At 44.0% G+C, this 23,913-nt stretch carries 23 protein-coding genes; 13 read left to right on the forward strand and 10 right to left on the reverse strand.

Annotated features, from left to right (window positions below; all coding sequences use genetic code 11):
- The first annotated feature begins 19 nt into the window (after positions 1 to 19).
- Complete coding sequence (locus FKN16_RS10640) at positions 20 to 1,714, forward strand: phospho-sugar mutase (protein ID WP_170902654.1); 1,695 nt, start codon at positions 20 to 22, stop codon at positions 1,712 to 1,714.
- Between the two features lie 100 nt (positions 1,715 to 1,814).
- Here the strand turns inward: FKN16_RS10640 and FKN16_RS10645 are convergent, their stop codons facing one another.
- Together FKN16_RS10645 and FKN16_RS10650 are read right to left on the reverse strand one after the other, a co-directional pair.
- Complete coding sequence (locus FKN16_RS10645) at positions 1,815 to 2,237, reverse strand: GNAT family N-acetyltransferase (RefSeq protein WP_053809566.1); 423 nt, start codon at positions 2,235 to 2,237, stop codon at positions 1,815 to 1,817.
- 79 nt (positions 2,238 to 2,316) lie between these two features.
- A complete protein-coding gene (locus FKN16_RS10650) occupies positions 2,317 to 2,949 on the reverse strand; it encodes a LysE family translocator (protein ID WP_005375522.1) in 633 nt (210 codons plus the stop codon).
- A 230-nt stretch (positions 2,950 to 3,179) separates the two neighbouring features.
- Between FKN16_RS10650 and FKN16_RS10655 the strand changes: the two genes are divergently transcribed.
- The 3 genes from FKN16_RS10655 to FKN16_RS10665 all read left to right on the forward strand — a co-directional run bounded on the left by FKN16_RS10655 (position 3,180) and on the right by FKN16_RS10665 (position 5,107).
- A complete protein-coding gene (locus tag FKN16_RS10655) occupies positions 3,180 to 4,007 on the forward strand; it encodes an AraC family transcriptional regulator (protein WP_170902655.1) in 828 nt (275 codons plus the stop codon).
- Positions 4,008 to 4,085: 78 nt separating this feature from the next.
- Positions 4,086 to 4,796 carry an AzlC family ABC transporter permease gene (locus tag FKN16_RS10660; protein WP_170902656.1) on the forward strand — a complete coding sequence of 237 codons (711 nt, stop codon included), beginning with the start codon at positions 4,086 to 4,088 and terminating at the stop codon, positions 4,794 to 4,796.
- Complete coding sequence (locus FKN16_RS10665) at positions 4,796 to 5,107, forward strand: AzlD domain-containing protein (protein ID WP_170902657.1); 312 nt, start codon at positions 4,796 to 4,798, stop codon at positions 5,105 to 5,107. The genes FKN16_RS10660 and FKN16_RS10665 overlap by 1 nt, the downstream gene beginning before the upstream one ends.
- Here FKN16_RS10665 and FKN16_RS10670 read toward each other — a convergent pair.
- Together FKN16_RS10670 and FKN16_RS10675 are read right to left on the reverse strand one after the other, a co-directional pair.
- Positions 5,104 to 5,718, reverse strand: a complete 615-nt coding sequence (locus FKN16_RS10670) for a fumarylacetoacetate hydrolase family protein (protein WP_005391187.1) — start codon at positions 5,716 to 5,718, stop codon at positions 5,104 to 5,106. The two genes, FKN16_RS10665 and FKN16_RS10670, sit on opposite strands and share 4 nt — an antisense overlap.
- 221 nt (positions 5,719 to 5,939) lie before the next feature.
- The gene (locus FKN16_RS10675) at positions 5,940 to 6,998 is read right to left on the reverse strand and encodes a porin (RefSeq protein ID WP_170902658.1); all 1,059 of its coding nucleotides are present in this window, start codon (positions 6,996 to 6,998) and stop codon (positions 5,940 to 5,942) included.
- Between the two features lie 609 nt (positions 6,999 to 7,607).
- Here FKN16_RS10675 and FKN16_RS10680 point away from each other — a divergent pair.
- From FKN16_RS10680 to FKN16_RS10690, 3 genes are all read left to right on the forward strand, one after another.
- The gene (locus FKN16_RS10680; RefSeq protein ID WP_170902659.1) at positions 7,608 to 8,579 is read left to right on the forward strand and encodes a porin; all 972 of its coding nucleotides are present in this window, start codon (positions 7,608 to 7,610) and stop codon (positions 8,577 to 8,579) included.
- Positions 8,580 to 9,044: 465 nt separating this feature from the next.
- Positions 9,045 to 9,902, forward strand: a complete 858-nt coding sequence (locus FKN16_RS10685) for a DMT family transporter (protein WP_170902660.1) — start codon at positions 9,045 to 9,047, stop codon at positions 9,900 to 9,902.
- 44 nt (positions 9,903 to 9,946) lie between these two features.
- Positions 9,947 to 10,561 carry a glutaredoxin gene (locus tag FKN16_RS10690; RefSeq protein ID WP_053809571.1) on the forward strand — a complete coding sequence of 205 codons (615 nt, stop codon included), beginning with the start codon at positions 9,947 to 9,949 and terminating at the stop codon, positions 10,559 to 10,561.
- A gap of 126 nt (positions 10,562 to 10,687) precedes the next feature.
- On the opposite strand, the gene FKN16_RS24795 is transcribed toward FKN16_RS10690, so the two are convergent.
- The 3 genes from FKN16_RS24795 to FKN16_RS10700 form a co-directional block, all read right to left on the reverse strand.
- Positions 10,688 to 10,822, reverse strand: a complete 135-nt coding sequence (locus tag FKN16_RS24795) for a hypothetical protein (protein ID WP_005391196.1) — start codon at positions 10,820 to 10,822, stop codon at positions 10,688 to 10,690.
- Between the two features lie 133 nt (positions 10,823 to 10,955).
- Positions 10,956 to 11,303: a hypothetical protein gene (locus FKN16_RS10695; RefSeq protein WP_005391198.1), complete on the reverse strand. Its 348-nt coding sequence runs from the start codon at positions 11,301 to 11,303 to the stop codon at positions 10,956 to 10,958.
- A 178-nt stretch (positions 11,304 to 11,481) separates the two neighbouring features.
- Positions 11,482 to 12,675 carry a multidrug effflux MFS transporter gene (locus FKN16_RS10700; RefSeq protein ID WP_065645770.1) on the reverse strand — a complete coding sequence of 398 codons (1,194 nt, stop codon included), beginning with the start codon at positions 12,673 to 12,675 and terminating at the stop codon, positions 11,482 to 11,484.
- A 105-nt stretch (positions 12,676 to 12,780) separates the two neighbouring features.
- On the opposite strand from FKN16_RS10700, the gene FKN16_RS10705 reads away from it, so the two are divergent.
- Together FKN16_RS10705 and FKN16_RS10710 are read left to right on the forward strand one after the other, a co-directional pair.
- Positions 12,781 to 13,668 (forward strand): LysR family transcriptional regulator, encoded by an 888-nt coding sequence (locus FKN16_RS10705; RefSeq protein WP_005391202.1) that lies wholly within the window; start codon positions 12,781 to 12,783, stop codon positions 13,666 to 13,668.
- Positions 13,669 to 13,850: 182 nt separating this feature from the next.
- A complete protein-coding gene (locus FKN16_RS10710) occupies positions 13,851 to 15,671 on the forward strand; it encodes a GGDEF domain-containing phosphodiesterase (protein ID WP_006742077.1) in 1,821 nt (606 codons plus the stop codon).
- Positions 15,672 to 15,778: 107 nt separating this feature from the next.
- Here the strand turns inward: FKN16_RS10710 and FKN16_RS10715 are convergent, their stop codons facing one another.
- Together FKN16_RS10715 and FKN16_RS10720 are read right to left on the reverse strand one after the other, a co-directional pair.
- On the reverse strand, positions 15,779 to 17,062 hold the full coding sequence (locus FKN16_RS10715) for a peptidoglycan DD-metalloendopeptidase family protein (RefSeq protein WP_145472100.1): 1,284 nt from the start codon (positions 17,060 to 17,062) through the stop codon (positions 15,779 to 15,781).
- Positions 17,063 to 17,186: 124 nt separating this feature from the next.
- Positions 17,187 to 17,816 (reverse strand): hypothetical protein, encoded by a 630-nt coding sequence (locus FKN16_RS10720; protein ID WP_170902661.1) that lies wholly within the window; start codon positions 17,814 to 17,816, stop codon positions 17,187 to 17,189.
- Positions 17,817 to 18,018: 202 nt separating this feature from the next.
- Between FKN16_RS10720 and FKN16_RS10725 the strand changes: the two genes are divergently transcribed.
- The 4 genes from FKN16_RS10725 to FKN16_RS10740 all read left to right on the forward strand — a co-directional run bounded on the left by FKN16_RS10725 (position 18,019) and on the right by FKN16_RS10740 (position 23,384).
- Positions 18,019 to 18,420 (forward strand): GFA family protein, encoded by a 402-nt coding sequence (locus FKN16_RS10725; protein WP_012842460.1) that lies wholly within the window; start codon positions 18,019 to 18,021, stop codon positions 18,418 to 18,420.
- A 152-nt stretch (positions 18,421 to 18,572) separates the two neighbouring features.
- On the forward strand, positions 18,573 to 19,244 hold the full coding sequence (locus FKN16_RS10730; protein ID WP_170902662.1) for a YoaK family protein: 672 nt from the start codon (positions 18,573 to 18,575) through the stop codon (positions 19,242 to 19,244).
- A gap of 456 nt (positions 19,245 to 19,700) precedes the next feature.
- Positions 19,701 to 21,065 (forward strand): YjiH family protein, encoded by a 1,365-nt coding sequence (locus FKN16_RS10735; RefSeq protein ID WP_041853121.1) that lies wholly within the window; start codon positions 19,701 to 19,703, stop codon positions 21,063 to 21,065.
- Positions 21,066 to 21,512: 447 nt separating this feature from the next.
- Entirely contained in the window at positions 21,513 to 23,384 is a 1,872-nt protein-coding gene (locus tag FKN16_RS10740; RefSeq protein ID WP_170902663.1) for a methyl-accepting chemotaxis protein, read from the forward strand.
- Positions 23,385 to 23,537: 153 nt separating this feature from the next.
- Here FKN16_RS10740 and FKN16_RS10745 read toward each other — a convergent pair whose 3' ends face one another.
- A complete protein-coding gene (locus tag FKN16_RS10745) occupies positions 23,538 to 23,885 on the reverse strand; it encodes a hypothetical protein (RefSeq protein WP_082244876.1) in 348 nt (115 codons plus the stop codon).
- Positions 23,886 to 23,913: the final 28 nt, after the last annotated feature.

Consider the following 23,913-nt stretch of genomic DNA (forward strand, 5'->3'; position numbering starts at 1 on the left):
CTACTAAGGAATGATTGATATGACAGCACTAATTACTCAATGGCTAGAACGAGACCCTGATCCTAAGACTCGCGAAGAGCTACAATACCTCGTCGATACAAATAATGAACAAGAGCTTACTGATCGCTTTGGATCGCGCCTTGCCTTTGGTACAGCGGGGTTACGCGGCAAAGTGGGCGCAGGTCCAAACCGAATGAACCGTTTGGTGATTCAAGAGACAGCCACTGGCCTAGGAAACTATTTGCTAGAGCAAGTCAAAGATGCCGCAAGTCGTGGTGTCGTTATTGGCTACGACGGTCGTCCTGATTCGAAACAATTCGCGCATGATACCGCGTCCGTACTGACAGCCCTTGGTATCAAGGTTTACCTAACGTACGATGTTGCAGCAACCCCAATTGTTGCGTTTGGTGTCCGAACATTGAATGCTGCGGCCGCTGTTGTTGTTACCGCTAGCCACAATCCACCAGAGTACAATGGCTTTAAAGTATATTGGGAGAATGGCGCACAAATCATTCCTCCACACGACTCTGGAATCGCAGCGAAAATTGATGACGCAACAACGAAGCCATTACCTTTAATGTCTCTCGATGATGCAAAACAACACGGTTTGTTAGTTTGGTTGGAAGACGACTACTACCAAACTTACCGTAAAACGATGAACGAAAACGCGCTGCTTACTCCTGACAACAACACCGATATTTCTATCGCTTACACTGCGATGCATGGCGTTGGGGCGAATATGGCGGAAACGCTCCTCGCAGACGCTGGCTTCAAAAAAGTGGCAAGTGTTAAGGAACAGCGCGAACCTGATGGTAGCTTCCCAACCGTCAACTTCCCAAACCCTGAAGAAGCGGGAGCAATGGATATGGTGATGGCGTTAGGTAAGTCCGTAGATGCTGATATCGCTTGTGCCAACGATCCAGATGCCGACCGTTTTGCAGTGGCGGTCAAACGCCCAGATGGCGAATACCAAATGTTAACCGGCGACCAAGTGGGTTCACTGTTTGGCGATTACTTGCTAGAACAGCAACCTAACGCTCTGGTTGGCAACACCATCGTATCGTCGAGAATGCTGAGTAGCATTGCCAAAGCCCATGGCGCCCAATACTACCAAACGTTAACAGGCTTCAAATGGCTTACTAACGTTGCCATGGAGCAAGAGACTGAAGCCAATCCATTCTTGTTTGCTTATGAAGAAGCGCTCGGTTATACCGTGGGTAACAAGGTGTGGGATAAAGATGGTTTATCTGCAATCGTCGCATTTGCCCAGCTAACAGGTAAACTTAAAGCTCAAGGCACAACACTATGGGATAAACTGGAAGAACTGTACCGCGAGCACGGTTTCTACTTTAACGCGCAGCGCAGTATCGCTCTCGACCCGAACTCTCCACCAATCGGCGACAAGCTCCGTGCAAACCCACCAACAGAGATTGCTGGTAAAAAAGTCGCGGTAACTGAAGATCTAAAAACATCAGTTCGCATGTTTGATGACGGCTCAGAAGAATCCATTGACTTACCAGCAAGTGACGTATTGATTTATCACCTAGAAGATCAGTCTCGTGTGATTGTTCGCCCTTCGGGTACTGAGCCAAAACTAAAATGTTACTACGAAGTCATCAACCTTTTCCCTGCGGATATGAGCTATGCACAAGCACAGCAAGCGGCAGAGGCGAAGATGAACGAACTTATCGACGCGCATCAGACAAGTTTGTAAGTCAAAGAGAAGCAGAGACATCTGATACGATAAGAGGCGCAAATTCGCGCCTCTTTTTTTGATTTTGACTAGAACAAGTCAAGCTAACCAGTGCTTTTCCCTAGCTTACAATTTCCTTTTGTAGAAAGTACTTGTGGATGCCCTCTGCAGGATAGCCTGAGTACTGCCCTACTTTTTCAAAACCCAATTTGAGATAGAATTCGAGAGCTTGGAAGCTGTAGGTATCCAAATAAACATGGGTAACCCCGTGAGGCTTTACTTTTTCTTCTAACATTGACATTAACTGGCTACCGATACCAGATGTCCGACTTTCAGCATCTACCCACAAAAACTCAACAAACACCGTGTTTTTAAACATTTCGCCAGTCAGACCACCCATGATCTTGCCATTCTCATCTTTTGCGAAACAACCTACAGCATGCACTTCCCCTTCAGGCAAATGCAGTCGGTTATAAGATCGAATACCTTCACGAACAGAATCAAGGTCTGTTTGATCTGGATTTAAACAAAATTCAAGCTTCATACATCCTCTCCTTAGGAAACATCAATATCCTAAAACAAAAAGCCAGCAATTGCTGGCTTTCTGGTGGAATATGATAACTTTACAAGGCGAAACTGCTCAGCATCCACAACGCGAGAATAACGAACACTAAACCCATTAGTTTATGTTGATACGTGCGGAATTTTTCGTTCTCGAGCAGCCCCTTACCCAATGTGCCTGCCAGCCCAACAAGTAATAAATTGAATGACAAGCCAAGGACGTTTAACAATAACCCTAGTGCTAGCATCTGCTCACCAGAAGACGCTGTAATATTGCTTGAGACAAACTGCGGCAAAAACATCACAAAAAATACCAACGCTTTAGGGTTAAGCAAATTACTCATCAAAGCACGTTGATAATAAGTTGACGCCATTTTGTTTTGACCATCAAGCTCTGGAGCCGAAGATGCCTCAGCTCGTAAGCAGTCCCAACCCATTTTTAACAAGTAAGCGCCACCTAAGAGATGAAGGACTTTAAGGGCGATTGGGCTCATTGCAATCAGGGTAGATACTCCCATTGCAGCAAGCAAAGTAAGAATAACACCAGACGTCGCATTGCCTAAGCTAGCAAACAGACCGACCTTCTTACCGTAACTCATACTAGAGCTCGCGATAAGCAACATATCGGGCCCTGGTAACAGCAACAAAGCCACTACTGCGGTGAGATAAACAGGAAGTACAGATAAATCAATCATGATGGAACCGCTTTTTCTACAACAAAGCGGCGAATGTTATACCAACAAAATGACAACAGCCAGCCCAAAATCACCAAGATAATTCAGAAAATAAAAATCATAGTTTGCTAGTACGAAAAATAACAATCAATTCGCCTATTTATAAAAATCGAATAGCAATTTTGTACAAAAATAAGCACGATGGATCCGTTACACTTCTAAGATGATTTTCTTGAGCAGACCGGATAAAGATGAAAGAAAAGAATAAGGAAATCGCTACCTTCAAGATAGCTCAAGAGCTCGGCGGTTTAGAACTTCTCGATGCAAAGTACGAGAAGCAGAATTTCTCACGCCATAGTCACGAGGGTTACACTATTGGCGTCATCGAGAAGGGAGCACAGCAGTTCTTTCGAACAGGCGGAAATCATATCGCGCCACAGGACAGCATCATCCTTGTTAATGCCGATGAAGTACACAACGGGCATTCGGCCTCAGAAGGCGGTTGGGAATACAAAGCAATGTACCCCGTACCACAGCAGTTTCAGACCTTAGGGCAAGAGCTTGGTTCACCAAATGTCGCGCTGCCCTATTTCCCTCAACCTGTGGTTTATGATCCTGAACTAGCAAATCAGTTGCGATTGGTGTTTGAAACGCTAGAAAAATCAGACAACCGACTACTACGAGAAACTTTGATTTACGGCACGTTGATCAAACTAGCCAGCAAACACAGCACCCACCGGGCACCGCTCAAAGAATCAACCAGAGCTCAGCGACAAATACAGCTGGTCAAAGAGTTTTTGGAAGACTTCCCGCAAACGGACGTCTCGCTAGAAGAGCTCGCAAAACTGGCTGGGTTAAGCCCTTTTCATTTGCTAAGAGAGTTTCAAAAACAGTTTGGCTTCCCTCCCCATGCTTATCAAATTCAACAACGTTTACGAATGGCGAAGAAGTTGCTCAAACTTGGACAAAAAATTTCAGATGTAGCGCAAGAATGTGGCTTCCATGATCAAAGCCACCTGCATCGACACTTTAAAAAAGCCATGGGCGTCACGCCCGGTCAATACATTCGTCACAGCTAAAGAGCAATATTGTACAAGGCGTTATGCCGCTACCACGTTACCTTGATAGCCTGATTTTGGAACAACTAAGAATAAACTATGGACCACACTTTGCTGTTAAAAGAAGAATCAAAAGCTGCGCTATTTTGGCAAGGCACACTTGCGATGATGCCACTGAGTATCGCGGTGTTACCTTGGGGTTTACTCGCAGGCTCATTCGCGATTGATACTGGGCTTCACCCTTTGGAAGGACAAGCACTATCCGCCATTCTGTTCGCAGGTTCCGCGCAGCTCGTCGCGATGGGGATGATTAAATCGGGGGCAGGTCTAGTAACCATGTTACTAACAACGTTTTTTATCACCTCTCGACACTTCCTCTACAGTGTATCGATGCGCAGTAAAATTGCACCACTTCCTCTTAAATGGCGGTTATCACTCGGATTCTTACTCACTGATGAGCTGTTTGCGATTGTAGGTCATCATTCCGATAAACAATTTAATCGCTGGTATGCGCTTGGGGCTGGTTTGAGTTTTTACCTGTTTTGGAATATCGCGACATTGACGGGCATTATTGCGGGAAGCCTGCTCCCTGAACTGAACGAAATGGGATTGGAATTTGCTGTGGCCGCGACTTTTATCGCAATTGTAGTTCCGACTATTAAAAATATGGCGGTGCTCGCGAGTGTTGTCGTGGCATTAGTGAGCTCGGTCGCCCTAACCTATTACCAAGTGGAAGGAAGTTTGATGATTTCGAGCATTTTAGCCATGCTTACAGGCTACTTTGTGGAACAAGTACAGGAGAAACACTAATGATCATGTTGTCTATTTTACTGATGACGGGACTTGTTTTCACCAGCCGCTACTTGTTTTTAGAACCCAAGCTACCACTGCGATTAGGGACACGTACACAAAAAGTGCTCAACTACGCCAGCCCTGCGGTACTCACTGCGTTCTGGGCGCCTATCGTTTTCATTCCCGATGGAGCACTCAGCGTGAATGTGCACAACCCATTTTTATTGGCTGCCTTGCTGGCTGCGTTAATCGCGTACTTTACTAAAAATGTTCTTTTAACGACGGTGATCAGCATGGTGGTATTTCTCGTTCTGCGAATTTGGCTTTAATTCGCCACCCACTCAATCTCCAACAAGGTGACATCACCACACTTTAATCGTCCAAGGAAGATGTCACCTTGATGCACCTCACCAACTCCTTTTGGTGTGCCGGTCATTACCACATCGCCATCTTGAAGTGTTGTGTAACTCGTTAATTCATCCAAAATGGTTAGCGGCGGATAGAGCATCTGGTTAACGTGACCTTTTTGTACACGAACGCAGTTAATCAAGAGCTCTAGGTTAAGATCATTAATATCAATGTTATCCAAAGAGACAAATCGACTAAACACTGCGGAGCCATCAAACGCTTTAGCACGCTCCCAGGGCAACCCTTGTTGTTTAAGTGAAGACTGCAAACCGCGCTTGGTCAGATCCAATCCCAAACCGACCGCTGAATAACGTCCATCTTTGATCAGAAAACAGATTTCAGCCTCGTAATGAAGAGGCTCTTGATGAAATGAACGCAGAGTCGTCGATACGGAAGTCGCGGGTTTATTAAATACCACCATTTGCTCAGGTATCGCATTATCAAGCTCATGAATATGTTCAACGTAATTTCGCCCAACACAAAGTACTTTACCCACTTCTACTTTCTTTTCTTCAACTTGAATAACGCTCATCGCTCTTCCCTTCAAAACAAAAACCTCATCATAATCTAACCTATTGACTTAACGACACTAAATACCATCCTCTAGTGTGAAAAATAAGACATTCACCCCGTTTTGAGTTTTGTATCATCTAATTGAAACATCACGGTATTTGCAAAACAAATAGACAAAAAAGCCAGCACGAGGCTGGCTTTAAATCAATAAGGATGAATGATTGTTCTCGCTAAATCCTATTATAGGTAGTAACGAGCACCTATCGCCCATTTGTCATCAGTTTCACGACCATAGTCATCATTTAGGTCAAACTGGTAACCCGCGTAACCAACAAATTTAGGCGTGAAGTTGTACTCTGCCTGCAGTGCCATTTCCTCACGAGCGGTTTCTGTTTTAGAGTTTTTGAACTCTTTACCTTCAACCATCTCGTAGTTAACGCTCAAGTTTAAACTGTTCGCTAGAGCGTATGCGATGATCGCCTCGTACGCATCACTTTCTTCTAAACGGTCACCTTTTGCACTGAAGTTCATGTTTTCGTTTGAACCATAAACTGCAGCAAGGAATAGGCCTTGGCCGTACGCACCGTAAGATGCTGATACAACGTGTGATTCCGCCGTGTGCTTACCTGCATATGCAGGGTGCTGGAAATCACCGCCATTGTAAGAGTAACCGATTTTAGCGCCCATGATTGAGTAAGAAAGCGCAGCTTGCACACGGTCATCGTATTTAGCACCGCCAGTTATAACTCCAGCATCGTTGCGCGTGTAATCATCGTTTGCACCCTGCCAACCAAGACCAAAGTTGATCACACCCGCTTCACCCAGCTCGATGGCATTACGGTAAGAAAGCATTTTATCCGCACGGCCAGTGCCAAGGTTTCCATGATCGTCATAGATGAAGTCGTTGGCAAACGCGATTGGCATATCTGCAATACCTGCGACATCGTAGTAAGGTGACCATTGCGTACCACCTACTGCACGACCATAAACCTCATGTGTTATACCTAAGTAACCTAGACGAGTTTTAAACGACTCTTCACCACCGTCTAAGTAGTTTAGCGCCCATTCACCACGTGCGTCTGCGGTGAAGCCATTACCCAAATCCTGTGTCGCAGAGATATTGATACGAGGAGAGTTAGTACCCACATCCGTGTCACCTTGCTCTGATCCATTTAAATTAACAGAAACGTGGCCGCCCATCGAAAATGTTGTGCCATCGTTATTATATAGTTCCACTGCAACTGCTTGAGTACCGAAGGTTGCTGCCGCGATTGCCGCTGCTAATAATTTTTTATTCATTTCTAAATCCATTACTTATTAGTTGGTTAGTCAGTTTTAGACCCGGCTTTGGTTCACTTTCGTAAAAACGAAATGATGAACAAAGAGAGGAATACAAAGGCTATCCGAGGCATCGTTTCCACCAGATTACTTTTACCTTTGTGTAACAACTGCCGACACTTTATTTGATTAGTTCCTGACAACCGAGTGAAAAGATCTCAGACAAAACCTAAAAAGCAATCGTTTACTTAGTCTTTAAGAAATCGAGAAATAAAAACCTTACAATAAGAAATGCTTTAGAGAGAGTTAGCTCACAAATAGCTGATGATTCGCTATTTTTAGGCCAAACTTCCCTGCCAAATTGAAATGTTTACTTACATTTAGGGTCAAGAAGCAATTCAGGAACTTTTTGAAAAAAACACAGTCTTTAACGGAGAGGAAAAAACCTCAAAAAAGATAAACCTTTCTTTTTATAAGTGGTATGAGAAGGGGAACTTATTCTTTCCAGCAATAAAAGTGCAATCAAATCATAACTTAACAGAAATCTATCTTTCATTTTCAGCCTTTACCTTAGCGTCATCAACACATCGGGCAAGAAAGCCCATCGATTACAACTAGGGTAATAAGAAAATGAAAAAGGCAGCACTAACTACTGCAATTCTTACAGCATTGGTATCAGCACCATCATTCGCAGCAACTGTATACAAAAACGACGGTACTGAATTAAAAGTTGGCGGCCGCGTTGAGTTTCGTGGTGACTTCATCGGTTCAGACGGTGCTGAAGTTGAAGGTTCCATGGAAGATAAAAGCCGTGCTCGTCTTAACCTAAAAGGTAAAACAGACATCGGCAACGGCCTTTCTGCTTTCGGTGTTTACGAAGCCGAACAAAAAACGGGCAAGAGTGAATTCAAAAACCGCTACATGTATGCAGGCGTCGACTCTGATATCGGTGCTTTCTCTGTAGGTCGTCAAGACATGGCTGCAGTCATCATCTCTGACATGACGGATATCACAGAATTCTCTGGTGTTCAGCAAGTTATCGATTCCTCTTCTGATAAGCAAGACAGCGTTTTCGCATACCGTGGTGCGTTTGATGCGCTACAACTGCAAGCAACCTACCAAGCAAACTCTAGTGATAACGAAGATAAATACGGCATCTCTGGAATGTACTCACTGCCAATGGGCCTAGACCTCGGTCTTGCATATTCTGGTGGCGACGTAGATAAAGACAACTCTGAAGATCAAATTCTAGGTGGTATCGCTTACTCGATGGATAACCTTTACCTAGCAGGTACTTACTCTCAAGGTTCATTGACTGACGCTGAAGACTTTACGGCTTACGAGCTAGTCGCAAGCTACAAAGTAGCGAGCAAAGTGACACTTGCTGCGCTATACACAGCTCAAGAGAATGATCCAGACAACGGTTCAAAGTACGACACCGTTGAAGGTATCGAGCTTGTTGGTTACTACAAACTAAACAGCAACTTCCGTACTTACCTGTCTTACTACATCAACCAACTTGATGAAGCAAAAGATGCAACAACAGGTCTAGTAACAGAAGGCGAAGATACACTGCGCCTAGGCGTACGTTACGATTTCTAATTCACTCTTGTCCTAAGAGCGAGTCCACTTGGCCAGCATGCTTGCTGGCCATTTTTTGTGTAACCCAACATAACTCAATAAGTTTTCACACTATCCAAACGTCGCTCTGCAATGAAAAACGAGCGTAGTGACTCCTGCCTCTGCCCTCTTTTAATGCGATTTGTCACTAAGTTAGTGCATTTCTCCTAATAGCCAACCGAACTAAAATAAAAAAGACAATTAAAATCAAATAGATAAAAACTGGCACGCGTTCTGCAATACCAATTATGCAAATGCATGGCAGCGTTTGTGCTTCTCGTTCTTTGTACCTGTTATAACAGGCACGTCCTTTGAATTGGTAATGTCGCCTCCCTCTGGGAGGCATTTTTTTATTGGCGCGAAAAACAATAGGACGTATGATCCCGCCACCTCTATCAAACTGGAATTTTTCAATTGAATCATCATCCTGTTCAAGGTGCGTCCTGGATGCTAACAGCTGGCTTGGCATTCGCCATAGTGAACAGCTTCGCCCAAATTGCTAGCATCAACTTTGGTGTCTCTTCCACCACATTCGCATTATTCCAATACGCTATTGCCTTATTTGTCATTCTGCCCTATCTGCGTACACTTGGAATTAGACGCTCACTAAGAACCCAACACTTTGGTTGGCATACCTTCCGTATTTTTCTCTCTGTTATCGGGATTCAGCTTTGGCTTTGGGCACTCGCTTATCCAGTTCCGATTTGGCAAGGCATTGCGCTGCTGATGACCTCTCCATTATTTGCAACGGTTGGATCTGGCTTGTTACTCAAAGAGAAAGTAGGTACTGCACGCTGGTTAGCGACATTAACAGGGTTCGTTGGTGCTATGATCATTCTTGAGCCGTGGGCAGATTCATTTACATGGGCGACCCTGCTTCCTGTTGGCGCCGCATTTTTCTGGGCAGCGTATTCTCTGATGGTAAAGAAAATGTCGGTCAACGATCCGCCCTCAACCATGGTTGTCTATTTATTACTGCTGATAACGCCGTTTAATATCTTATTGGCAATACCGACATTTACTATGCCAAATACCTGGACGATATGGGGCGTACTTTTAGCCGCAGGCGCGCTTACTGCACTCGCTCAATGGGCTATCGTTAAAGCATATGCAGTAGCAGACGCCTCGTTTGTGCAACCATTTGATCACGCAAAACTGCCTTTGAATGTCGTTGCTGGCTGGTTGGTGTTTGGCTGGGTACCACCTGGTCGTTTATGGCTAGGCGCCGCGATTATTATTGCCTCCATTGCGTTTATTACACACTGGGAAGCGAAAAAGACAAAGCTAGTTGAAAGAAAAGTCTAATTTCAAGGTTCTATATTTTCAGGAAAGGAAATGAGGAACACCATATGAGTCAACCAATCAAAATTACACTGTACCGCTGGGCTGGTAGTTGGGGTCCATTCAAAGTCAATATTCCTTGTGGTGAATGTACGTTAACTAAAGATATTTTGACGGATACTTTTAAAAACGAACTCGCTGATGTCCCCGTTGAACTGGAAGTAAAAGATTGGTTATCACATTGGTGGGAACCATTAAAAGCAGGGGCCTGGCATGCTCCGATTCTTATTGTCGAAGGAAAAGTGGTCAGCCAAGGAGAAGCGCTAAACCGGGGCGTGCTTGTGCAATCAGTTATCGCTGAATGGGTCAAACGCGATGAGCTAAAAGGCAACATTGTTTATGGTAAAGCCACCTGCCCTTACTGTGTCAAAGCGAAACAACTACTTGACGATGCTGGTGTTCAATACGAGTATCATGACGTGGTTAAAGACAGCGCCGCTTTGTATCGCATGATCCCCGAAGTAAAAGCCATCATTGGAGAAAAAACGCCGGTAACAGTGCCGCAGATCTGGTTGGATGGAAAGTATGTTGGAGGCGCTGACGATTTAGAAAAGTGGTTAGCAGCAAAGGGGCTAGATAAAGTGCCTAATAATGTCGTGGAGATACCAAGCCAATCCGCTTAGCGTTTGATTCAAATGCCATCCGTCTTTGAGTAGTGGTTTACCAATGTTGTTCAATATGTAGGCTGCCACTAAAAACAAGACAGATAAAAGCAAAAAGCCCTGATTCTTCAATCAGGGCTTTTTAAATTATTTCGCCAGTTTTTTCATAACACGAGCAAAAACAGAAGCTTTTTTCTTCTTCGCTTTACCGTAAAGCGCTTTGTGCATCGCGTCTTTTGCAATCATCTGGCCAATATAAGCACCACCAAGTTCGTTACCCATGACCTTCTCCTGAATGTATTGACTTAACTATGTTGTAATTTTACACCACAATTAGATAAAAACAAGACTGGCGTCACATTTATTTTGTAATTAACTTTCAGGTTAGTTCTGATTACTTTTTCTAAACGGGCGCCTATCGCTTAGGTTGCTGGTATGTTTTACCCGCTGCGACGTACGTATCTTTCTGTTTGATTTCAAAGAATGTTTCAAAGAACCACGCAGCAAATTTGATCAAGTGATCGCCTTCATTCATGACGTGCTCCACGTATTCTTGCTCTTCTCCGGACTCGTCTTCTTGAGTGGTAATATGGTAAATACGTTTCTCGCCATCAACTTCTGCAAGACCAAACTGACCCGTTAGGGATTGTGCCGCTTGTGCAACTTCTTCTTCCTCACACGCCTTCAAGACTTCGAGTGCCTTTGGCATGCTTTCTTGCTGAGTAATTTCTTTTACCAGTGTTTCAAATTCGTTTTGTTGCATTCTTTCACCTAACGATTAGAGATCGGATAGTCATTTGGGCAGAAATGTATCCCCAAGCTTGAGAGGAGCATCAGGCATTGCCCTCTTCCTCTCAAACTGAGTCATTCAATATACACAATGATCCTGACTTAATTTAGCAGCGCATTTTAGAAAGCTGCCTCTTTCGTTGCAAGTATATTCAGGTGGAAGTTTCTACTTGAATCGTCCCTTTGGGTACTTTACGAAATTGACTCAATGCCAGCACACAGCAAGAAAGTAACGCAATAAACAAATAAAACACCCCAAGCTGGTTTTGATTCGTGACCCAAGAATCTACCAAGTATCCGCCAAACAACCCGGCTAAACACATTTGAATTGATCCAGATAGCGCAGAAACCGCTCCGGCCTGTTGCTTATGTGGCGACAGCAACAAACTAATTGATACCGGAAACGACATGCCTTGGGCAAAACTTAAACACGTAAATGCCACTAGTAATGAAAATACACTGAAGGGTGTAACCAACAACATGAAGCCAGCAATAGCAACAATCGCGAAACTCATCAGCAAGATTTGCTGAGCTTTGTAACGAGCGTTGATCAAATTAAGCACCAAGCTACCCGTCAGCAAACCAACTGACGGTATGATCATCAAAGAACCGTAATCTGCCGCCGTTAAGCCTAACTCTTGTTGCATTAAAAATGGATACAAGGAAAGCGTGACCAGAGCCGATAAATAACTAAGCCAGTTGTAGCTCGCACTACCAATCACTTGAGTATTCGTTAACAGGCGCAAATAATTTGCACTCACCTGGCCTACTTTAAATTTTCGCTTCGGGTAAGGCAGCGTTTCTGGCAGCACCAATAAACCAAGCGTAAAAATTGCCATTAAGTAAATCAGCACAAACACAAAGACAGCATGCCAGCTCAGGTGAAAAGCAATCCAGCCACCAAACAGTGGAGCAATAATTGGCATCACAGAAGCAGTTACTGAAATATAAGATAGCGCTTTGGTTAATTGCATACCGTCATAACTGTCACGCAATACGGAGCGACCAAGCACCGAGGCACTGCCCGCTCCCAAACCTTGAAGTAACCGCCCCGCTTCAAGAGCAATAATGTTGTCCGAAAAAGCGATACACATAACCGTACCAACTAGGTACACACTTTGGCCCAGAATAAATACTGGTCGACGACCAATCGCATCAGACAATGGGCCATAAAACAGCTGAGAGATACCGAAGCCAACGAGAAATAGTGTGACGAGGTTCTGAATCGAATGTTGCGGCAAATTCAAGTCATGACCAATCAAAGGCAAAGAAGGAAGATAAATACTAACGCCAACTTGGCCTGTGGCAATGATCATCATCGCTAATAACAATGGTGTTTTACGCAAACGTTCCTCCTACTTTGTGACAGATTGATGGCAAACAGTGTATATTTGATACTCAAAGATGATAATCAGCTAAGTTGGAAAGGAATTAATTCCCAAGGAGACACAATGGACTGGATTCAAAGCGTGAAGAGTTATATTCGTGTGGTCGAAGAAGGTAGCTTTAATGCTGCAGCGCGGAAACTCAATACCACCAGCTCAGCTATCAGTAAACGAGTTCAATGGCTAGAAGATAAAATTGGCGTTCAGCTACTTAAACGCACGACCCGCTCTATTAGCCAAACCGAAGCTGGTGCGCTGTTTTATCAACGAGCAAAAAATCAGTTGGATTCATGGCAATCAGTATTAGATGAAACTCGCTCAGTCAATCAATCACCAGCGGGGTTATTGAAAATTGGCGCGACACTGGCGGTTGGTTCTAAGTTTTTGGTGCATTACCTAGACGATTTTCTTGAGAAATATCCAGACATCACGCTTCAATTAACGACAACGCTACCGGGCCAATTGCCAGAGCTAAGCTTAGACCTGTTTATTAGCCGGGAATTAGAGCAACTGAACTCGCTAAGTTTCAAAGCCACCGCACTTTTCGAACATAAAGCCCAGTTTTACGCCGCGCCTAGTTACCTAAAAAAATATGGCACCCCACAATGCGTTGAGGATCTGACAGAGCATAATGTCCTGATTTGGGGTGAAAAGCCCTCACGAGAAATCAAAACCAATCGAGGCAAACGTATCAGCTTGTCCGGTAACTTTGCCACGACCAACCCAGAAGCGCTGTTTCATGGTGCCAAAAGAGGCATGGGTATTCTGATGACGAATAACGTCATGATCAAAGATGATCTCAAATCCGGCGCGTTAGTGCCTATCTTGCCCGATATCACAGCGGATAAAGCCACTGTATATGCCTACTATCCAAAGCTGGATTATCAGCATACCCGAACTAAGCTGTTCCTCGATTATCTCAAATCGCGATTAGAAGAGGAGAAGCGTGCTTAGCTTGAATTTCTAGCGCTATATATCGATGAGGTTCAAGCATAAAAACATGAAAATAATGATTTGTTCGTTCACAAAATTTGAAAAATTCGCCTTAGTAACCGATAGTTTATTTGATGCATATCAAATAATAATTCTTCGTGTCTCACACGATATGGTAATCACAACGCTAGGTGAAATGCTCAATGGGTCAGGTACAAATCAGTTTCCACAAAATTGATGAAATATTGAAGCTAAACGGCACGGCTCAGCTAAACCGAGTCACGTTAGATATTCATCAACAATTGCAGAGCCATTGCACTTGCGTTGTAGAAGTTGCGCATCTTCAACATTCGGCTCATACCATCTCCTTCGCTAGCAATGGAAAAATTACAGACAATCTAAGCTACCACCTTTCAGGCACCCCCTGTGAAAAAGTGGCAAAAGACATTGGCGAACATATTTTCTATCAGGACCAAGTTTACAAACGCTTTCCTGAAGATCAGATGTTTCAAGAGGATGGTATTCAAGCTTACATTGGTCTGCCATTAAAGACACAAAATGGCGAGGTTCTGGGAATTTTATTGTCCACCTTTACCCGAAGCATCCACGCTAAGGAAGCGCAAGATATCCTCGACTTCCACCGCTTTTATGCCAATGTCATTATTCACAGCTTACGTGAAAAGTGGGTCAGTGAACGTTCAGATAAGCTTCTTAATCAGCTTAGCTATGAAGTATCGCATGATAACCTAACTGGACTGCTCAACCGTAGCTGCTTAGCTGATACCTTGGAGACATTGACGCAACAGGCCACTCGTCCATTCAGTTTGGCTTACCTAGACATCGATAACTTTAAATCGATCAATGATATCAACGGAAACTACATCGGCGACCAAATCATTAAGTTTACGGCGAACGCCATTCAACAAAGCTTGTCATCGCCAAACAACGCTTTTCGTGTAGCAGGAGATGAATTCGCCTTCATTACTTACGACGAAGATCCTGTCGCCGTGTGTCAGGAAGTACTCGACAAAATTGAAAGCGGCTACAGCGACAAATCTAACCGAATTTCTTTCACTGTTAGTATTGGTATCGCGCGCGCACCAGTACATATGTTGAACAGCGATGAGCTAATTTTGAATGCCAGTCTCGCTCTCAAAGACTGTAAAAAACATCGCGATACACGAATTCAGCATTACGACACACACCTTAGCGCCCTTTATCACCGTAGAACGCAGCTTATTGAAGCTATGCGCATTCAACTTAGCGCTGACATACATGATAGCGAAGAGTTGTATGTCGTTGTTCAGCCAATCGTAGATATCACAAGCGATCGCTGGAATTACTTTGAAATCCTAGCCCGCTGGAACAGCAATGTTTACGGAAACATCTCCCCTGCGGAATTCATTGAAGCTGCCGAACAATCAGGCCTGATTATCGAGTTGGGTGAACGTATTATTGAACTCGCATGTATCGCAAAACAAGAGCTAGAAGCCAACTTAGGATACAAAGTCAAACTCTCTATCAATTGCTCTGCGTATGAGCTGGTCGACTCTAACCGCTATATTAACCACCTAACTAACATGGTTGAAAAGTATCAGCATGAAGCAAAAGACTTTGTTATAGAGCTCACCGAGACCGTTTTACTTTCGCAAAGTGGCCGTGAACAAATGGTACTTAACTCATTGCGGTACTTAGGCTTTAAAGTCGCGTTGGATGATTTTGGTACGGGCTACTCAAGCTTGAACTATATACACAATTATCCGATTGATAGCATTAAAATCGATGCAACCTTCGTTCAAAACATGCTCTCAAATACAACCTCTGAACAAGTGGTGTTTTTGATAGCGCAATTGGCAGAACTGCTTGATGTGGATTTGATTGCCGAAGGCGTAGAAGACGATAGAGCATTACAAAAATTAATTGAAATGGGCTGCCACTACATTCAAGGCTATTTCTACTCTCGCCCACACAGTGTTGATGAAATCGTACACCTGATAAATGAACGTGAAGTGCGGAGCGCCTAAGAGCTCTAAACAAGCGACGGTCATGGAATGTAAATCTAGTAAATGCACAAAGTAAAAGAGACCAAGCTATGCTTAGTCTCTTTTTATTTTTTGAGCGAAGTACTTTGTTACAGCACTGCTTTCTCTTTATCGCGTAATAGCTTATCCATTTCATCTCTGTTCGCGACAAAGGTTGCCATCTCTTTCTTAGGAACAGAGCTCGCCATTGGGATGTTTGCTCGCATAGCGTTAACTGGACGGCCGTATTCAATCAATTCATAGTGAAGGTGTGGCCCTGTCACTCGACCTGTTTTGCCGGAAAGACCGATACGCTGGCCTCGAGAAACCTTTTGCCCTTTCTTCACCAGAATCTTACTTAGGTGTAAGTAACGGGTTTTGTATTTGCTGCCGTGCTCAACAACCACGTAGTTACCCGCATAAGGGTGTTTACGAGTCATGATCACTGTACCGTCACCAGTAGAAACGACTGGAGTACCGGTTGGTACGGCAAAGTCAGTACCGTTGTGTGGCGCGACACGCCCCGTTACTGGATGTAAGCGATTAGGATTGAAGCCAGAACTGATACGCCAACGGCTACTTACAGGATAACGCTGGAATGCGCGCTGCAAGCTCTCGCCTTTAGCATTGTAGAATTGACCATCGGTATGAAGGTAAGCTGTGATTTCACGTCCGCGATTGTAAATCTTAATCGCCTCAATTTCGTTCTTGCCCGTTGGTATACCATTGATGCTTTGCGAACGACGAACGACTTCAAATCGATCACCTGCACGAAGATCACGCCCAAAGTTGAGCTGCTCTTTGAGTAAGCTCACAACTTGACTCACTTCTGCCGACGTTAGACCTAATCGACTTGCAGAAGAAGAGAAACTGCCTTGAATAACACCAACCAATGGTTCTTGGCGCCACACGCCAGGAATCGAGATATCGGTAAAGTCATAGCTACCATCACTATTTAGTTGGTAGACCACTTTATCTGCAATAGAAAATTGCAGTTCCATTTTCTCTAACTCGCCTGTCGCATCATCACGCCAAAAGCGGAGCGTGTTGCCCGGCTTTAGTGTATCAAGTGCAAGGTAGTTCAAATCCGTTTCCATTACTTTCATTAACGAGCTGTAACCGAAACCGAGCTGGCTAAAAATAGTGCTTAGGTTGTCACCTGCTTGGATTTGATATTCGAAGTTCGGGGGAGTGACAACTTCGGCAGTTGTCGCATCAAGAATTTTTTCAACGACCTGAGATTCAGGCAGGTTCAATGCGATGGTTTTGGTTAAAGATGACTCTTTGAGAGAGTGAGAAACACCAATCGCAACTAAAACTGGCAAGGAGTATAACAGCAGCGCTCTACGACTTGTCAGATTCGGCAACCGTCTTGTAATTTCATTTGTAGACACGGGAATTACTATCTCCTTTCAAACAAGGCTCATAGCTTATGCATTCCCGTATAAGAAATCACTATGAAATTTCGAGATCTAGCGCAGAAAACACTGAATTTTTACAGAACTCAAAAAAAATTCATCACTGTTGCATATGTAAGTTATTCCCTACACGCTTTAATGTGGATGAATTTAATTGATTTGGCGTATCTGCCATTGCTTGATCGTCACCATGCGCTAAATATGAAAGCGCGATAATGGCATCACTTTCCCATGTAATTTGGGTAAATTTAACGCGGTCACCGACAAAAATACTGTCTAAAAGGACAACTCGGCTCGGCACGGGGTCAAACTTAAACAAGCCAACATAGTTAAACGAACCGCTACCTTGTGTCGTTACAATCATCGGTGCAGTAATCCATGAAACACCCTCAATCTCACGCTGACTAATAAACGCAGTTGGAACGAGTACCTGACCTTTTGTCGCACCTGCGTCATAATCACCTATCAAATAGCCGTTTTCTTTATCCCACTCATCAAGAAAAGTGACCGCTCCCTGCTCTGGTACTTGAATCGTCCATGGGTTGCGTGAAGTAATTCCCAGCGTCTCTTGCACAATAACATTGGTTTCTACTTCCGTTTGAGGGAACTTAGCCATGATCTCTTCATCAGACAAACTAAAGCGATAAACACCCGCGATCACAACCACGACCAATAATACGGTCGGAATAAGAAGAATAAGTGGTATCGGCAGGATTCTTTTGTGAGCCATGAAGACTTCCTTGTTTAAAGGTATAAATGAAAAAGCGAGTATAGCATTGTATACCCAAATGATTTCATCCCTTCAGTGTTTCAAAATTAAACTAAACTGACTGTATCCAAATGATTTTCAAGCCCAGAGTTCATAACTGGCCACTGACACTGCTCTCAGTGTTCCAAATTCATTGGTGTATTGGGAAGAATAGGTAATCACGATGACAACAACCATTCATACATGCGAATGCGCTTGCGGTTTAGTTGAGCTCCGTTGTAAGGGAGAACCCATCCGTACGTCTGTCTGCCATTGTTTTGAATGCCAAAAGCGGACAGGCAGTGTGTTTGGGGTACAGGCTCGCTTTGATAAAGAGCACGTAACTTTAAACGGTGAGGTCACCTGCTATACGCGAATGGGGGATGATGGCAGCGAGGTTCAGTATGAGTTTTGCCCTTCTTGCGGCACGACAATGCGCTTATTGGTCTCTACATTTCCTGAAATCATGATCATTCCCGTCGGTCTTTTTACTGATAAAGAGTTCCACCAACCAACGGTTTCCATCTATGAGCAGAGGAAACATGGATGGGTGAGTTTCGAATGTACAATGGAACACATCAGGTAGGGGAAATCCCCCTCTATGTCGTTATCATGGTCAACGCAAAAGCTCGATAAATGAGATTTTTTTGAGAATGATCAACCGAGTTTTACTGTAAGGGGTTTCGTAACGCGGTGTGAGCGTTATAATCGGCTCCTAACATTTGGTGGGGTTTTATTGTGATTTCCAGACTTCCTCGTTGGGTGGAATATGGCGCGTTTCTACTTGCCCTTCTCGCGGGCTGCGTCAATGCCGTTGGTCTTCTCGGCTTTCAACATCAAGCGATAACACATCTTTCGGGAACCGTAACTCAGCTAGGGAACAGCTTGCTAAAAGGTGTGGATAGCTCCATTCACCTGCTCTTCATCGTATTTAGCTTTTTGATCGGTGCTGCCTTTAGCGGCTTTTTTATTGAGAGCAGTGCGTTAAAACTAGGGCGAAGATATGGTGTTGCACTGTGCATAGAAGGGAGCTTGCTCCTACTCAGTTTGGGCTTTTTGGTGCAAGGGGATTTGTACGGCCAATATCTAGCGTCAGCAGCATGTGGATTACAAAACGCAATGATCACTACATTCAGCGGCGCAGTAGTCAGAACCACACATATGACTGGAATCATCACCGATCTGGGGATTATGATTGGAGAAAGCTTAAGAGGTCGTCAATTTGATCGACGTAAAGCAAAGCTATTCCTATTCATTTTCTTCGGATTCTTGCTGGGCGGTGTCGCAGGAGCCGCACTATTCGTGGTATATGGATTATATACGCTCGTTTTCCCTGCAATATTGACTTTCGCTACGGCTCTGATCTACTGGAGTTACCTTTACGTGCTTAGTCGCCAACAAAAAGCATAAAATCTCGAACCGATTGAGGCCGAATGCTTCAATCGGTTATAGCTCAACTCTCTCACCGCTGCACATCATAATAAACGTTTTATCGTGTTGTAACGCAGCTAAAAAAACCTTATAACAGCTAGGGCTAACAGGGCTTCCGGCAAAAAGTTAGTTAGATCAAAGTCACATTTGTTTAGCGTTTTATTATTCCAGTCACAATGCGCCCCATAATTCTCTGCGCTGCCCGCGCTCCGTGCTACAATTTTCTAACACAAGCAACATATTCGTATACACTTATACGTTATTTGACCAATTACCCGACAAATCGGCTGAATAACTAGATGTATTTAATGAATAGTATTGCAATGGATGCAGTTTGCGGGTACCCTCCGCAAAACTGTGATTAAATACGGATGTTTAGTGAATATTTATGTCATGGAAATGGCAAGTATTGACTAGTAGTAACACGAGACAACTATGCATAACACCACTAATGCTACTGAAGCTCCTAAGGGCAACTTTTGGATGTTTTTCATCCCTTCCCTAATCGGTCTTCTACTCTTTATGGCTCCGATCTCATACGATGGCGGCCTAACTATCCCTGTTGCGGTTATGGCAAAAGTCATCCCGGCAGTATTAGGCGATACCTTGATCGCTATCGTCACCAGTATCATCGCTTTCATGGCAGTCGCTTCTGTTCTTTGCAAAATTTTCAAGCCTGCAGCGATTTTACGTAATGGATTTTTAAACGGTCTTTTCAATCCATCGCCACTATGGCTTGTTGTTCGCTTAATCGGCGGTGCAGCCGTATTAATGACATTCTTCCAAGTGGGTCCAAAAGCGATTTGGGAAGAAAATACAGGTGGCCTTGTTCTTACCGGTCTTCTACCAACTTTGTTTGCGGTGTTCATTTTTGCGGGCCTACTCCTTCCGCTTCTTCTGAACTTTGGTCTTCTTGAGCTGTTTGGCGCGTTACTGAGTAAAATAATGCGCCCGGTATTCAACCTGCCTGGCCGTAGCGCAATTGACTGTATGGCGTCTTGGTTAGGCGACGGCAGTGTTGGTATCTTGCTAACCAGCAAACAGTACGAAAATAAATTCTATACTCAGCGTGAAGCCGCTGTTGTCGGGACAACGTTCTCAGCAGTATCGATCACGTTTAGCTTAGTGGTTATCGCTCAGGTACAGTTAGAGCATCTGTTCCTACCTTTCTACGGCGCAATCTGTTTAGCAGGTATTGTCGCTGCGGTTATCATTCCTCGCTTACCGCCGCTAAGCCTGAAGAAAGATCGTTACATTGATGGCAGCAACCCAGATAAAGATGCTGACGCCGTACCAGAAGGCCACACCACATTCTCATGGGGTATGGATCTAGCACTTAAGCGCGCGGGTCAGGTAACATCTGTTCAGTCGGTATTTAAAGAGGGCGTACATAACGCAATCGACATGGTGTTTGGTGTACTGCCTGTGGTTATGGGTCTGGGTACCGTGGCATTAGTGATTGCAGAGTACACTCCTGTATTTGAAATTCTAGGTCAGCCATTCATTCCATACCTAGAGCTACTGCAAATTCCAGAAGCTGTCGCCGCATCACAGACTATTGTTGTTGGCTTTGCGGATATGTTTATCCCGGCAATTTTAGCGGCATCAATTGATAATGAAATGACACGTTTTGTTATTGCAGCAATGTCAGTAACTCAGCTTATCTACATGTCAGAAGTTGGCGCCCTACTACTAGGCAGCAAAATTCCAGTAAACATTGTAGAACTGTTCGTTATTTTCATTCTGCGTACGCTAATCACATTACCTGTGATTGCTGGTGTTGCTCATCTGATTTTCTAAAATCAAAGCATCAATCAACAAAGGCTCCGCATTGTCGGGGCCTTTTTTATGTCTAAACCTCTATCTACAGCTCTATTCAGATCACTTAATTAGCAAAGGCTCATAACTTACGACGAACAGCTCCAATCACGCCCCCTTTTACGACAGTTAAGTCGCTCTCATCTCACCAATAACGCCAACCTGAAACACTATTCTTTACGCAATTAGTTTCATTATGACGCTTTCATTAACAGAGCGCACAAATCTGATCAAACTCACGGTTTTTGTCGTAACTTACCGTTTTGTTTAAATTTGGTTAAAAGGGACAACAAATAGACTCATGTTTTTGACAAAGATGTCGATAAAAAAGATAACCAAACACAATAGGTTTCTCTTGATGCCGAATTCGCCCGTTTAAAAAGAGGTGAAAGCATAGTGAAGCCAACCGGGAGAATCAGAGGAAAGCTCATGAAATTTAGACATAAGGTTGTCACAGCCTCGTCATTTTTGCTGCTAATTACCGTGTCACTACTGTCGACGCAACAAGTTATGACGATCCGCTCCCAAACGCAGGAGCACATTGACTCGAGTGTGAATGAGATATTGACCAGTGTTGGCAATACCGTGCAATCAGAAATGAATGCTAAAAAGGATCTCGCTCGTTCTATTACTGAAGTTATCGAACTTAATCCAAGTTCACACAACTACGTTCAGAACATTCTAGAGCGACCAACACCAAAAGCCAGCTTTCTTGCGATTGGCTTTGGTTATGAAAGCAATGGCTTCGTGATTGAAAATGACGACGGCTGGGAAGCAGGACCAGACTACGATCCGCGTCAACGTCCTTGGTTCATCGCAGCTAAAAACAAAGGCGATTTGGTCGTAACAGACCCATACGTCGATGCGTCTTCAAAAAACGTCATCATCTCTGTTGGTACACCTGTAAAAGAAAACGGCCAGTTCTTAGCTGGTATGTTTTATGACCTCGAACTAACTACCCTTTCTGACCTCGTCAACCAAGTGAATCTGTTTAATGCTGGTTACTTATTTTTGGTCACCGCAGATGGGACAACCATTGCCCACCCTCAAAGCAAATACAACGGTGAAAAAGTTGGTAGCTACCTACCACAGGTCGATCTTACACAATCAACGCAACACATTGAGATCGATGGCGATCGTTATATGATTAACTTGACTCACATCCCGGGCGAGAACTGGTACGTGGGTTCAGTTATTGATGAAGCTATCGCCTACTCTGCCGTAGGAGAGCTTCGCAACAGCGCTATTATTTATTCAATCATTGCCGTGATTGCTTCTGTTATTGCACTGACTCTGCTCATTCGCACACTCATGCGTCCGCTAGACACATTAAACAACGCGATTAAAGGTGTTGCGTCAGGGAAAGGCGATCTTACACAGCGCCTTGAAACTGATACTGACCAAGAATTCTCAGAGCTTGCTACAAACTTCAATACGTTCATGGAAAACTTGCAACAGCAAATTATTGAGTCGAAGAGTATTTCTGATCAAATTTTGAATGGCACTCAAATCACCGCTGAGGGTGCAAAAGATTCGGCAGGTGCTATTCAAACTCAGCTACAAGAGCTAGAACAATTAGCCACCGCGATGCACGAAATGTCTGTTACCGCGACTGAAGTTGCCAATAATGCGCAAGGCGCAGCAAGTGCAGCCAAAGAAGCTGATCAAGCAACGGTTGAGGGCTCTTCTGTGGTCGGTGAATCGACACAAACGATCAATATGCTTTCCGATAGCATTGACCTTGCTGTCGAAGAAGTGCAAGTGCTTGAATCGGCAACCGCCAACATCGAAACGATTCTAAAAGTCATCAACGATATTGCGGACCAAACGAACTTACTCGCGTTGAATGCCGCGATTGAGGCTGCACGTGCGGGAGAATCTGGCCGAGGCTTCGCCGTCGTTGCTGATGAAGTTCGTACACTGGCGCAACGAACTCAAGAATCAACAACAGAAATTCGTACTATGATTGAGCAGTTGCAATCTGGCGCATCATCTGTGGCAAATGCTATGCATCAAAGCAAGGGTAGCGCTGTAGAAGCCGTAGAAAAAGCAGACTTGGCAAACAACGCGCTACAACGTATTCGTGATGCGATTCAGCGTATTTCTGATATGAACTTACAAATAGCCTCAGCGGCGGAAGAACAAAGCTTAGTTGCGGAAGAGATCAACAACAATACGGTGAATATTAAAGACCTATCGACCCAAGTCGCCGAATCTGCAAATCGAACTAACGATGCTATGCAGGCACAGCAAGAAGATGTACATAAACAAGATCAAATATTAAACCGATTTACAGTCTAGTCTTCACCTAAACAAAAACAGCGAGCCAATGCTCGCTGTTTTTGTTTTTAGACCTCTATCGCAGTGGTATCTAGACTTAGAGCGCCTAGTTTTTAGTGTTGTCGCCACTCGGCTCAAAACTGTTATCACGCTTGCTATGCTGCCTTTCCCACTCTAGTTGAATTCAACATGGATATAGCGGTCATTGGAGCGACGATAATAACGATCATCCACTTTTAAATAGGTGAAATCTCCAATCTTTATGTAGGTACTATTACGAGGAATTCGGTCGTGGTAGTAGTAACTGCGTCTTGGTCGTCGAGACTCCACATAAATAACGTCACGATGTTTATACTTATGTTTATGCTTGTGCTTGTGCTTGCGTTTATGATGATGGTGATGCTCATGATGGTGATCATATCGATGACCATGCCTATGTTTCGGGTCAGCCATCACTTCTGTACTAAACACACCTAAAGACAATATAACGCCAACCATGGCAAAAGATAATTGCTTTGACACAACAGAGCCTCTTATTCATATCAACATC

The organism is Vibrio sp. 11-4(1), from assembly GCF_013048625.1.
Taxonomy (GTDB): Bacteria; Pseudomonadota; Gammaproteobacteria; order Enterobacterales; family Vibrionaceae; genus Vibrio; species Vibrio diabolicus.